This is a genomic window from Pseudomonas sp. PLMAX, assembly GCF_046042685.1.
In the GTDB taxonomy this organism is placed as follows: domain Bacteria; phylum Pseudomonadota; class Gammaproteobacteria; order Pseudomonadales; family Pseudomonadaceae; genus Aquipseudomonas; species Aquipseudomonas putida_AE.
In genome coordinates, this window is the sequence record NZ_CP064949.1 from 642264 (window position 1) to 654273 (window position 12010).

General features: G+C 60.1%; 10 protein-coding genes. 9 read left to right on the forward strand and 1 reads right to left on the reverse strand.

The window, feature by feature from the left end:
- Window positions 1-10 precede the first annotated feature (10 nt).
- From DKB71_RS02905 to DKB71_RS02935, 7 genes are all read left to right on the forward strand, one after another.
- Complete coding sequence (locus DKB71_RS02905; protein ID WP_408599576.1) at window positions 11-1768, forward strand: carbamoyltransferase; 1758 nt, start codon at window positions 11-13, stop codon at window positions 1766-1768.
- Complete coding sequence (locus tag DKB71_RS02910; protein ID WP_323608921.1) at window positions 1752-2882, forward strand: glycosyltransferase; 1131 nt, start codon at window positions 1752-1754, stop codon at window positions 2880-2882. The genes DKB71_RS02905 and DKB71_RS02910 overlap by 17 nt, the downstream gene beginning before the upstream one ends.
- Entirely contained in the window at window positions 2882-3778 is an 897-nt protein-coding gene (locus DKB71_RS02915) for an antimicrobial resistance protein Mig-14 (protein WP_408599577.1), read from the forward strand. Before DKB71_RS02910 ends, DKB71_RS02915 begins: the two co-directional genes overlap by 1 nt.
- Window positions 3779-3786: 8 nt before the next feature.
- On the forward strand, window positions 3787-5187 hold the full coding sequence (locus DKB71_RS02920; protein ID WP_408599578.1) for a PIG-L deacetylase family protein: 1401 nt from the start codon (window positions 3787-3789) through the stop codon (window positions 5185-5187).
- A gap of 85 nt (window positions 5188-5272) precedes the next feature.
- Window positions 5273-6229: a glycosyltransferase gene (locus tag DKB71_RS02925; RefSeq protein ID WP_323608919.1), complete on the forward strand. Its 957-nt coding sequence runs from the start codon at window positions 5273-5275 to the stop codon at window positions 6227-6229.
- 55 nt (window positions 6230-6284) lie between these two features.
- Window positions 6285-7046 carry a glycosyltransferase family 2 protein gene (locus DKB71_RS02930; RefSeq protein WP_408599579.1) on the forward strand — a complete coding sequence of 254 codons (762 nt, stop codon included), beginning with the start codon at window positions 6285-6287 and terminating at the stop codon, window positions 7044-7046.
- Between the two features lie 48 nt (window positions 7047-7094).
- Window positions 7095-8189, forward strand: a complete 1095-nt coding sequence (locus tag DKB71_RS02935) for a glycosyltransferase (RefSeq protein WP_408599580.1) — start codon at window positions 7095-7097, stop codon at window positions 8187-8189.
- On the opposite strand, the gene DKB71_RS02940 is transcribed toward DKB71_RS02935, so the two are convergent.
- Complete coding sequence (locus DKB71_RS02940; protein WP_274076131.1) at window positions 8184-8789, reverse strand: toluene tolerance protein; 606 nt, start codon at window positions 8787-8789, stop codon at window positions 8184-8186. The genes DKB71_RS02935 and DKB71_RS02940 overlap by 6 nt on opposite strands.
- Window positions 8790-8899: 110 nt before the next feature.
- Between DKB71_RS02940 and DKB71_RS02945 the strand changes: the two genes are divergently transcribed.
- Complete coding sequence (locus tag DKB71_RS02945) at window positions 8900-10072, forward strand: O-antigen ligase family protein (RefSeq protein ID WP_408599581.1); 1173 nt, start codon at window positions 8900-8902, stop codon at window positions 10070-10072.
- 15 nt (window positions 10073-10087) lie between these two features.
- The gene (gene msbA, locus DKB71_RS02950) at window positions 10088-11893 is read left to right on the forward strand and encodes a lipid A export permease/ATP-binding protein MsbA (RefSeq protein WP_274076021.1); all 1806 of its coding nucleotides are present in this window, start codon (window positions 10088-10090) and stop codon (window positions 11891-11893) included.
- Window positions 11894-12010: the final 117 nt, after the last annotated feature.

The window sequence follows — 12010 nt, forward strand, 5'->3', positions numbered from 1 at the left end:
CTAGACCCCTGTGGCATTGACGATTCTTGGCCTGTCCGGCGCCCTTAGCCATGATCCTTCCGCAGCCCTGTACATCGACGGCAAGCTGGTCGCGGCGGCGGAAGAAGAGCGCTTCGTACGCGATAAACATGCAAAGAACCGCATGCCCTACGAATCGGCGAAGTTCTGCCTGGAACAGGCCGGCATCAAGCCTTCCGACGTTGACGTGGTAGCGATTCCATTCGCGCCGATCAGCCTGTTCGGCAAGGCCCGCTGGCAGTACGCCAAGCGTTACTGGTACGCCCCGGATCGTGCACTCGACGCGATCCTGATGGGCAACCGTCGCTACAAGCGCTATCGCAACAAGATCGTCTGGTGCCTGGAGCAACTGGGTTTTGATCCGAAGAAGATCAAGATCGAGCCGGTCGAGCACCACCTGGCCCACGCTTCCAGTGCCTACCACTGCTCCGGCTTCAAGGAGAAGACCGCGATCCTCGGCATTGACGGCAAGGGCGAGTACGCCACGACCTTCTTCGGTTATGGCGAAAACGGCAAGATCCACAAGATCAAGGAATTCTTCGATCCGGACTCTCTCGGTGGCCTGTACGGCGCGATCACCGAGTTCCTCGGTTTCGATATGCTCGACGGTGAGTTCAAGGTCATGGGCATGGCGCCGTACGGCGACGCCAGCAAATACGATTTCTCGCGCCTGGCCTCGTTCGAAAACGGCGAATTGGTGATCAACACCGACTATGCCAACGTCATCGGCCTGCGTCGCTACAAAGAGAAGGGCAAGGGTTACTACTTCTCGCCGAAGCTGATCGAGTGGCTGGGTCCGAAGCGCGAAGGCGACATCGCCGACGAGCCGTACATCCACTACGCCGCGAGCATCCAGGCGCTGTTCGAAAAAATTGCGCTGCAGATGATCGACCACTACCTGGGCGACGTGCTCAAGGAAACCGGCAAGCTGGCCTACGCCGGTGGCTGTGCGTTGAACGTCAAGCTGAACCAGAAAATCATCGCCCGCGACGACGTCAAGGAACTGTTCGTCCAGCCTGCATCCGGCGACGCCGGTACCGCGGTGGGCGCGGCAGCCTATGTGTCCCACGCCCGTGGCGTCCCGGTCGAGAAGATGGAACACGTCTACCTCGGCCCGTCGTACAGCAACGAAGACGTGATCGCGGCCTGCGCCCGTCACGAGAACAAGCCGACCTGGCGCAAGCTCGACAAGATGCCGGAGCAGATCGCCAGGATCATGGTCGATGGTAACCCGGTGGCCTGGTTCCAGGGCCGCATGGAGTTCGGTCCGCGTGCACTGGGTGGTCGCTCGATCATCGGTTGCCCGAGCATTCCCGGCGTGGCCGACCGCATCAACCACCAGATCAAGTTCCGCGAGCGCTGGAGGCCTTTCTGCCCGTCCATGCTCGACACCGTGGCGCCGCAGATGATCAAGATCGATCACCCGGCTCCGTTCATGACCTTCACCTTCGAAGTGGCTGAAGAGTGGAAAACCCGCGTGCCGGAAGTCGTCCACGAAGACGGCACTTCCCGTGCCCAGGTGCTCAAGCGCGAATACAACCCGCGCTACTACGACATGATGAAGGCGCTGGAAGTCCTCACCGGCAATGGCGTGTCGCTGAATACCTCGCTCAACCGTCGTGGCGAGCCGATGATCTGCTCGCCGACCGACGCCTTGAACATGTTCTTCGGTTCCGATCTACAGTATCTGATCATGGAAGACATCCTGGTGGTCAAAGAGGGCGCGGACACCTATGACACGCTCGGCTGAACGCCATGTGCTGCAGTTCTGCCACGGCTATGACGGGCCGTTCCTGGACTGCGCGCGGCAGTACGCCAGCCTCTTCGCGGGGACCGGTTACCGGGTGACCACGGTGTTCCTGACCGGGGTCGCCGATGCCGAGGTCGCCGCCGGTTGCGCCAGCGATGAAGTGTTGTTCATGGAGTACAGCTCCAAGGCCATTCGTGGCTTGAAGCTGGGCGCCATCGGCGATCTGCGCAAGATCGCCGCTTCGCGCAATTTCAGTTTCTGCATTGCCCATCGCTTCAAGCCCATCTACATCGCCTTGCTCGGCACCTCGTTGCCGGTGATTGGCGTGCACCACGCGTTTGATGATTACAAACGCGGCACACGCAAACTCTTCGCGCAGGTTTTCCGCAAGCGCCTGAGCCTGCTCGGGGTGTCCGACGCTGTGCGCGATGACATGCGCCAATGCCTGCCGAAGTGGCCGGCGGCACGGATTCAGACGCTGTATAACCGGATCGATGTGCCGGCCTTGCAGGCCAGCCAGGTATCGGTTCGCGAGGCGCGCGAGACCCTTGGCCTGTCGGAGGACGCCTGGATTGTCGGCAACGTCGGGCGCCTGCATCCGGACAAGGACCAGGCCACCTTGCTGGACGGTTTTGCCCAGGCGCTGCCCGGGTTACCGGCCAACAGCCAGCTGGTGATCCTCGGTAGCGGTCGACTGGAGCAGGATCTGAAAGCCCAGGCGCGCGAGCTGGGGATTGGCAACCGGGTGCTGTTCCTTGGTCAGGTCCCTGAGGCCCGGCGGTATTTCAAGGCATTCGATGTGTTTGCCCTGAGCTCCGATCATGAACCTTTCGGCATGGTGCTGCTCGAAGCCATGGCGGCGGGCGTGCCGTTGCTTGCAACGGCGTGTGGCGGCGCGAAGGAAGTGGTCGAAGGCGTGGGCATCCTGTTCCCGCTGGGCGATGCCGAGCACCTGGCTCAAGGCCTGCAACATCTGGCCGCAATGGACGAGCAGCAACGTCGCCAGTGTGCCGAGCTGATGCTCGAGCGTCTGCGCGAACGCTTCTCCGACCGCGCGGTGCGCGATGCTTTCTGGCACTTGCCGCACGTTACCGAACTGGCACAGAGGGGCTGATGCTCAACCGATTTCAAGGCTGGCGCGAACGTGGCTGGTCGCTCTCCGATGCCCCGACCTATGCCCAGGCCTGGCAGCGTTATGGCGGCAGCGTCGCCACTCACCCACTGGTGGTCGAGCGCCTGGCGCAGCTGGCCGGTATCCCCGTGCGATACCTGGCCTGGGAGCAGGACGGCGAAATCAAGGCCGCAATCCCGACCTGGGGGCGCGACCTCGCCTTGTCCAAGGACGTGCTCAAGCGTAACGGCAAAAAGGGCCTGTTCGACCTTGGCAATGCCGAGATCATCCTGCCGGCTGCGGCCGATGCCCAGGCACCTTTGCGCCATCGCGGGCGTTACCTGTCGGCGCTCAACGAAAACCGTTTCACCGGCATCCGGCTGCAGGCCGAGCAACTGGCCATGGCGCGCACGCCCGAAGAGTTGTCGAAGAAGTTTCGCTACAACCAGCGCCGCGAACTCAGGTTGCTGGAAGAAGCAGGCGGCGCAGTACGACCGGTCAGCGAATTTTCCAGCCAGGAGCTGGGGGCGATCTATTGCGATCTGTTCCAGCGCCGCTGGGGGTTCCCGGCGACCGGTGCCGAGCGCATGGCCGAGGTCATCGAGTTGTTGCGCGAGCTGCTGATCGGTTCGGTGATTTTCCTCAACGATGCCCCCATTGCCATTCAACTGGTGTACCGCGTCGAGACGCCGCAGTGGATCAGCGTCGAATACATCAATGGCGGTGTCGACCCCGAAACCCGCGAGTTCAGCCCCGGTAGCGTGCTGAGTTTTCTCAACACCCAAAGCGCCTGGGAGCACGCCAGGGCACTGGACAAGCCCCTGCGCTTTTCCTTTGGCCGCGCCGACCGGGAATACAAGGATCGCTGGTGCAACCCTGTGCCGGTCTACACCGTATGAGTCAGCCCATGAACCGCAAACAGCAATTGCTCAAGCGCCACCGGCGCAACAAACGCATCGGTCTGCTGGTCGCACTGGTGCTGTTGATCCTTTGCGGCATCCTGGTGGCGTGGTGGTTGCCGCTGGTGCTGGCGGTGGTGGGCTGGGTGGTCCACGAAGCCTGGTTTGCCGATCACCTGTTCTATTCGCCGAACGACCACTATCAATACACGTTTGCGCCCTACACCCCGCAGCCCAAGGTGCACCTGAACGGGGAGCATCTGCGCCTGGACGAGGGTGTCATGCTGGTCGACGACGCGACGCTGGTGCTGGCCCTGAAGGTAAAAAGCACGTGGCTGGGACGCTTCTTCGATCCTGTGGTCGAGTTGTTGGGTGGCGATAACCCGGACCGGCAGACCTTCGAGCGGGGTGTGAACGGCCTGCGTTACCTCAATCTCAGTGGCCAGGCTCAGGTGCTGTCGCGTGGTGAGTTGCGTCTGCGCGGGCGTTTCTGCCGGCTGGTGGGCGAGCCGGTCCTGTGGGCATTCGAGCATCCGGACTTTCGCCGGCAACGGGTGATGGTCATCGCCCCGCACGCCGATGATGCCGAGCTGGCCGCCTACGGTTTGTACAGCCAGGCGGACGAGACCTGGATCGTAACGCTCACCGCCGGTGAAATCGAAGCCGAACATTATCAGCGCATGGGCATGGACAAGGTCGAGGCGGCGCGCCTCAAAGGCCGGTTGCGCGCCTGGGACAGCATCGCCGTGCCGCGCTGGGCCGGTGTACCGCAAGCCCATTGCGTGCAGTTGGGATATTTCTGCCTGCAACTGGCGGCCATGCAGGCATCGCCCGCCAAGCCGATAGGCTCGCGGGAAGCGGATTTGGACGACACCCGGTTGTTTCGCCAGTTGAACCCGTTTGGCCTGCCGGGCGATGTCGATGGCGCGCCCACCTGGAACAACCTGCTGGCGGATCTGCAAGCCCTGCTGCTGCGGGCTCGGCCTGAGGTGATCGTGTTGCCGCACCCGACCCTCGACCCCCATCCCGATCACATTTGCGCGCAGGCCGCGGTGCTCGAAGCGCTAAAGGGTCTTGATTGGCAGCCGACGTTGTTGGGGTATGCCAATCACCTGCACGACAACGATCGCTGGCCCATGGGTGACACCGGAGCCGGTATTGCCCTTCCTCCTGTGTTCGATCCGGGCCAGCAGATGCATCCCTGGTGTCTGCAGCTTTCCCTGGCGCAGCAGCGTGACAAGGCCATGGCATTGGCAATGATGCACGACCTGCAGCCACCGGCTCCCTTCAAGCGTCGCCTGCGGCGTGGTTTGCAGCGGTTGCTGGCGGGGCGGGGCGGTTCGCCATACGGCGATAATGAATTTTTTCGCAAGGCTGTGCGACGCCAGGAACTGTTTTGGCGTTTGTAAGGTGTCATGGGCCTGAAGGTCGGCTGCCTGGCGGCAGGTTCGGATTCAGGTGTTGCTCCATTTGCCTGTTGTGGCAAGGAAGACGATGAAAGTTCTATTTCTGGTGCAGAAAGATCAGCGGGCCATCCTGGACCGTCTGTACGACGGGGTCGCGGCTCATTGCGAGTGCGACTTGCGGTGGTTGAGCAGCAAGGAACAGCGCAACCTGCGCAGTTATTTCCGGCGTGAAGTCGATGTGTCCCGATACGACCGGATCGTGTTTTTCCTGCGTTTCAAGCAGGAGATCCGCCAGGTCGGATTTATCCGCACGATTCCCAACCTGGTCATTCTCGAACACGATGCTTACCAGAACTACATTCCTTGCAAGTACACCGGCAAGTTCAGCGCGCACTACCGTCGCCTGCCCTGGGCGCGGGTCATCAGTTCCGGCTTCGTTGTCACCGAGCGCCTGCGTGCAGAGGGTTTCGATGCGGTGTTCGTGCCCAAGGGCTATGACCAGACGCAACTTGCGGATCAGGGGCGCGAGCGGGATATCGAACTGGCGTTCGTCGGCAGTACCAACAGCGTTGCCTACAGCGGTCGCAAGGCTTTGCTCGATGAACTGGGTCGCGTCGAGCCTTTGGTGGTGACTCGCACCAAATCCGGCGAGGAGTACCGCGATACGCTCAACCGCATTCGCTTTTTCGTCAGTGCCGACGTCGGCATGGGCGAGTTCATGATCAAGAATTTCGAGGCCATGGCCTGTGGCTGTGTCTTGCTGGCCTATGATCAGGGCGCAGCGGAAAACCAGGCGCTGGGTTTGCAGGACATGCACAACGTAGTGTTCTACCAGGACATTGCGCAGCTTCAGGAGAAACTGGCCAGACTGCGCAGCGAACCGCAACTGGCGCAGAGCATCGCTCGCAATGGTCGGGAGTTGGCGGTCAACCAATTCAGCTTTGCCCGCATCGGCCAACGTATCGTCGAAGAACTTGAGCCTGCACTGCGCCCTCGCGCGCCGTTGAGTCTGTTGGAAAGAATTCGACTCAATTTGGGTGTTTGACAAGCGTTGGCCAGCCATTGATATTGCTGGCCACTTCTACTTTGTTGAGACAACCGTGCATTTTTCCCACGAGAGTGACATCACGCTGGTGGTCACAAGCTGTGGTCGCCTGGACCTGCTCAAGACCACCCTCGAGAGCTTCGATCGATTCAATACGGCGCCCATCCGCGAAGTGTTCATCACCGAGGATGCAGGTGACGAAGGGGTTCACGCGGTGATTCCAGCCCACTGGAAGGATCACTGTACGGTCTTCGTCAATCGACCCAAGCTGGGTCAGCTGGCGTCGATCGACCTGGCGTACGAACACGTCAGCACGAGCTATATCTTCCATTGCGAGGATGACTGGGAATTCTACCGCCCAGGGTTTGTGGAGGACTCCATGACCGTTCTCCAATCTCGCCCGGAAATCCTGCAAGTATGGTTGCGTAGCTATACTCATGATCTGCGGGTTCACAGCCCCTACATTCATCTGGGGCCGCGTGAAGTCGTCGGTGGAGTGGCTTGCCATCCATTGATTTCCGACAAGCCGGAGTGGCAGGGGTTCTCGCTGAACCCGGGCCTGCGACGGGTCAAGGAATATCGATTGTGCGCGCCTTTTTCCGGGCACGCTGGCGAGAAAGCGCTGTCACAGCGATACGCACAGTTGAACCTGGCTGCCCTGACGCTTGAAGCGGACGCAGTCATGCACACCGGGTTTGGCCTGCACGTGCAAACGCCTGTAGAGCGACAGCGCAAGGCGCGTCGCAGCCGGCGCGAACAGGTCAAGTTCGTTTTGTTTTTGTTGTTGGGAGTCTGCATTGGCTGGTCCATCAAGTAGCGACACCGCAGCTTATCCCCATAACCTTTTGTATTGGCTGCTTGCCCTATGAGTATTCTCAACGTGATGTGGGCAGGTGGTGCTCCGTTTGCCTCGATCCACAAGGTGCATCAGCAGATACTGTCTCAAGCCTTGCCCTCGGCCCCGGTGAAAACCTGGTTGCTCCAGGGAGGCGCCGCCGAATGCGGAGTGGACGTCGGTGAGATACGCGAGTGGGGACTGTCTTCTGCCCGATTGAAAGGGCGGCATTTCTGGCGACTGACCAAACCCTGGATGCGAGCCCGCTTTCACCGCGCCCTCCAGGACAGCGACGCACGACTGTTGTTGCTCGACGGATTGGGGGTAGCGCGCACGCTGTTACCGATACTCAAGTCCTTGCCGCATATCCGCGTCGTGGTCATCTTTCATGGGGCGACTCGGCTGCATGCGGGTGATCGAGTGCTCTTTCAACAGCTCCCGGCTTCCCAGCTGGCCTTGGCTGCAGTGTCGAACACCCTCGCAGCCTCACTGAGCAGTGACTTGCAAATACCGGTCATGACCTTGCGCAGTGCCTTTGAGCCTGCCGCCTTCTGTTGCGCTTTGCTTCCTCGGGAGGAGGCGCGGGCCCGATTGGGCTTGCCTGCGGACGGTGGGCCGGTATTGGGAGCGGTGGGGCGCCTGGTTTCGGAAAAGGGCTTCGGCTGCCTGCTTGATGCTTTTGCGGCGGCATTGCGGGAGCGCCCCGACCTGAGATTGGTCATTGTCGGGGAAGGCAGCACCCGCGCCTCGCTGCAGGCTCGTATTGATGAGCTGGGGCTGCATGGGCAAGTCTTGCTGCCGGGCCATCTTGATGATGCGGCGCGTCTTTATCGTGCGTTCGACTGGGTCGCGATCCCGTCGCGGGAGGAAGGTCTGGGGCTGATCATGCAGGAGGCGGTCATGGCGGGGGTTCCGGTACTGTCCAGTGAGCTGGCGGTATTTCGCGAACAGCTGGCCGATAGTGGCTGGTACGCCCCGGTTGATGACGTGAACGCCTGGCGCGACGCGATCTTGCGAGCGTTCAGCGTCTCTGCCGCAGCGGTCGCCGCTGATCAGTTCCAGGCATTAGGGCCGGATCAAGCCTGGCTGAGCTTCAGCCAGACCGCCCGTGCACTACTCTCATGAGGGCAGCACTGCCTGCTCCAATGCTTGCATCGGAAAGGTGTCGTTCAGGTTCTCGCGTGCAATATAGCGCGCGAAGTGTTGCAGGTTGCGTTTGATCAGATGCCGAGGCAAAGGGGCTCGCAGGAAACGCATGTCAGCCACATCGATCAGGCCCATTTGATTGTCGGGCGTGATCACAATGTTGCCCAGGTGCAGTGAGCGGAAGTAGATCCCCGATTGATGCAGTCGGCGTATCAGTCCGGCCAGCTCAGGCAAGGCTTGCGGCCAGTTGAAACCGTCCTTGCTGGCGATCTGGCGCAGGGTCTGGCCTGGCAGCGGCTGGTACAGCACGGCTGTCATGCCGGGCGCCTGCAGTCGGTAATACTGCAGGACCTGCAAGGTCGGCACGCCGAGCTTCTGCAGTTCGACGGCATTGTCGATGAAGCGTTTCGAGTAAGGCCGAAACAAGGCGGATGAAAATATACGCTTGCGACGAAACAGTTTGAGGATATTCCCGTCTTGCAACAGGTAGACTTTTGGCCCGTAACTGTCGGCCTCCAATACTTTGGCACCGTCAATCATTTGATTCAGGGTGGCTTGAGGGAGCCGGGAACATTGCATCGTAGAAAGCCTTGTTGGAAGAACGGGGCGCCATGGCGGGCAATGATGCCGAAAAAATTCAGCTTTAACCATGTCGGGTTGGGTGAGCGAACGCTTACAGGAGCAATTTGATGCAAGAAACTCGTTGGGCGCAAGCATGGATGACAGTAGGTCTTTTGTGGTTTTTGTTGGCCATCGCCATTGCGCCTACCAACAAGCTCTATCAGCAAGGCTTGGTGGTGTTTCTCTGGTTGCCTGCAATCATGTTCTGCTGGTCCGCACGGGCCCGGCTTCGGGAATTGTTCCATGAACAGCGCTGGATCTACCTGCCGTTGCTGGGGCTGGTGATCTGGTCACTGCTCAGTCTTTCATGGTCGAACACGCCTGATCCTGATCGCGCAGCCAAGCGCGTGCTGTACATCGTGGTGTTCCTGTTGTTCTTTCCGGTTTTCGCCAATGCCCGACCCGAGCGCGTGATCCGCGTCATGCAATGGGGAGGTATAGGGCTGGCTGTCACGGCGCTGGTGGCGATCGTCAAATTTTATGGAATGCATGGCAACGTCTGGGTTTCACGCGTGGAAGGGCTGGGCGAATTGTCCCATCCGATCCTGGGCGGCTACGTCATCGGGCTGGCAGCCGTGTGGCTGGTACTCTGGACACCGCGTACGGGCTTGATGCAGGTAGTCTATGCCCTTGCATTGGGCGTTCTGGGGATATTTGTCCTGCTCAGCCAGAGTCGCGGCGCGGCCCTGGCACTGTTTCTCACGATACTGGCCATGCCGGTCTGGTGCCGTGACCGACGCAGTCGTCTCGTCGCGGCGCTCGCACTGATCATCGCGATGCTGGCGTTCTGGCTTTTCGAATCCCTGGTCCTGTCGCGCGGTGTTTCCTATCGCCCGCAGATCATGATGGCCAGTTTGCAAATGATCGCGGAACACCCATGGCGCGGCCTGGGCCTCGGCAGTAACTACAGGGTGTTCGCCGATGGGCAGTCTTTTGACCACGCCCATAACCTGTTCACCCACGTGGCCATCGAATTGGGCCTGCCAGGGTTATTGTTGTGGGCGGCGACCTGGATCGCAGTTCTGCGCGAGGCCTGGAAGGTTCGGGAAACGCTCTATGCCAAGGGAATCATCGGCATCTGGTTGTTCTCTACCCTGGCGATGCAATTCGATGCCGCCAGCCTGAACGGCACACCGAGGGCCGAATGGTTTATCAGCTGGTTACCCATTGGCCTGGCCAGTGTTTTGGTATGGGCGCGGGCCAATCCCGGCGCTTGTGATAAAATTTCGCGTTCTTCCTAACCAGTGAGCTCTACGATGAGTGACGCACCGCCCAAAGCGGGACAGGACTCCAGCCTGAAAATCTATTTTCGGCTGTTGGGGTATGTAAAACCTTATCTCGGCCTTTTCTTGCTGAGTATCGTGGGCTTCGTGATCTTTGCCTCCACACAGCCGATGCTGGCGGGGATTCTCAAGTATTTCGTCGATGGCCTGAGCAATCCTGAAGCGGTGCTCTTCCCCAACGTCCCTTATCTGAAGGACTTGCAGCTGCTGATGGCCGTGCCATTGCTGATCATCCTGATCGCGGCGTGGCAAGGCCTGGGCTCCTTCCTTGGCAACTATTACCTGGCGAAGGTTTCGCTGGGGCTGGTGCATGACCTGCGGGTCGAGTTGTTCAACAAGTTGCTGGTTCTGCCAAACCGCTATTTCGATACGCATAATTCCGGGCATCTGATCTCGCGCATCACGTTCAACGTGACCATGGTGACCGGTGCTGCTACCGATGCAATCAAGGTGGTGATTCGCGAAGGCCTTACCGTGGTCTTCCTGTTTGCCTACCTGCTGTGGATGAACTGGAAACTGACCATCGTGATGCTGGCCATCCTGCCGCTGATTGCACTCATGGTGGGTAACACCAGCAAGAAATTCCGCAAGCAGAGCAAGAAGATCCAGGTGGCCATGGGCGATGTGACCCATGTGGCGTCCGAGACCATCCAGGGTTATCGCGTGGTGCGCAGCTTCGGTGGCGAGAGCTATGAAGAGCGGCGTTTTGCCGAAGCCAGCCAGGGCAATACCGACAAGCAACTGCGCATGACCAAGACCGGGGCGGTCTACACGCCGATGTTGCAGTTGGTGATCTACACCGCCATGGCCGTGCTGATGTTCCTGGTGCTGTTCCTGCGCGGTGATGCCACCGCCGGTGACCTGGTGGCCTACATCACGGCGGCGGGTCTGCTGCCCAAGCCGATCCGGCAGCTGTCGGAAGTCAGTTCGACCATTCAGAAAGGTGTCGCCGGTGCCGAAAGCATTTTCGAGCAACTGGACGTCGAGCCGGAAGTCGACCACGGTACCGTTGAGCGCGACCGCGTCAATGGCTACCTGGAGGTGCGCAACCTGAGCTTTACCTATCCTGGGACAGAGCGTGAAGTGCTGAAGAACATCAGCTTCACTGCGGCGCCAGGGCAAATGATCGCACTGGTTGGTCGCTCTGGCAGCGGCAAGTCGACACTCGCCAGCCTGATACCGCGCTTCTACCATCATGAAGTCGGCGAGATCCTGCTCGATGATGTCGAAATCGAAGACTACCGCCTGCGCAACCTGCGTCGGCATGTAGCACAAGTCACACAACATGTGACCCTGTTCAACGACACTATCGCCAACAATATCGCCTACGGTGACCTGGCTGGCGCACCTCGCGCAGACATTGAAAAGGCTGCTGCGGACGCCTATGCCATGGACTTCATCGCGCAGATGCCGCAAGGCCTGGATACCCAGGTCGGGGAAAACGGCGTACTGCTGTCCGGCGGCCAGCGCCAGCGCCTGGCGATTGCCCGGGCCTTGCTGAAAAATGCCCCGTTGCTGATTCTCGACGAAGCCACCTCGGCGCTCGATACCGAGTCCGAGCGGCACATTCAGGCAGCCCTGGATCAAGTCATGAAAGGTCGTACCACGCTGGTCATCGCTCACCGGTTGTCGACTATCGAAAAGGCCGACCTGATTCTGGTGATGGATCAGGGTGAAATCGTCGAGCGTGGCACCCACACGCAATTGCTGGCGCAAAATGGCTACTATTCGCGCCTGCATGCGATGGGGCTCGATACGCCGGCCGAAGACATCGCCTGACACCGACTTCAGGGTGAGCCTGGCTCACCCTGATGCTCAGCCGGCGTGCAATGCGCCGCTCGAGTGAATCCATGCGCGATTCTTGCTCAATAATTGATCAAAAAGCCTTGGCGCAAG

What these genes read in the sequence shown, in the direction of transcription:
- DKB71_RS02910 (WP_323608921.1), top strand. Translation starts at nt 1,752, where the DNA reads ATGACACGCTCGGCTGAACGCCATGTGCTGCAGTTCTGCCACGGCTAT.
- DKB71_RS02915 (WP_408599577.1), top strand. Translation starts at nt 2,882, where the DNA reads ATGCTCAACCGATTTCAAGGCTGGCGCGAACGTGGCTGGTCGCTCTCC.
- DKB71_RS02920 (WP_408599578.1), top strand. Translation starts at nt 3,787, where the DNA reads ATGAACCGCAAACAGCAATTGCTCAAGCGCCACCGGCGCAACAAACGC.
- DKB71_RS02925 (WP_323608919.1), top strand. Translation starts at nt 5,273, where the DNA reads ATGAAAGTTCTATTTCTGGTGCAGAAAGATCAGCGGGCCATCCTGGAC.
- DKB71_RS02935 (WP_408599580.1), top strand. Translation starts at nt 7,095, where the DNA reads ATGAGTATTCTCAACGTGATGTGGGCAGGTGGTGCTCCGTTTGCCTCG.
- DKB71_RS02940 (WP_274076131.1), bottom strand. Translation starts at nt 8,789, where the DNA reads ATGCAATGTTCCCGGCTCCCTCAAGCCACCCTGAATCAAATGATTGAC.
- DKB71_RS02945 (WP_408599581.1), top strand. Translation starts at nt 8,900, where the DNA reads ATGCAAGAAACTCGTTGGGCGCAAGCATGGATGACAGTAGGTCTTTTG.
- msbA (WP_274076021.1), top strand. Translation starts at nt 10,088, where the DNA reads ATGAGTGACGCACCGCCCAAAGCGGGACAGGACTCCAGCCTGAAAATC.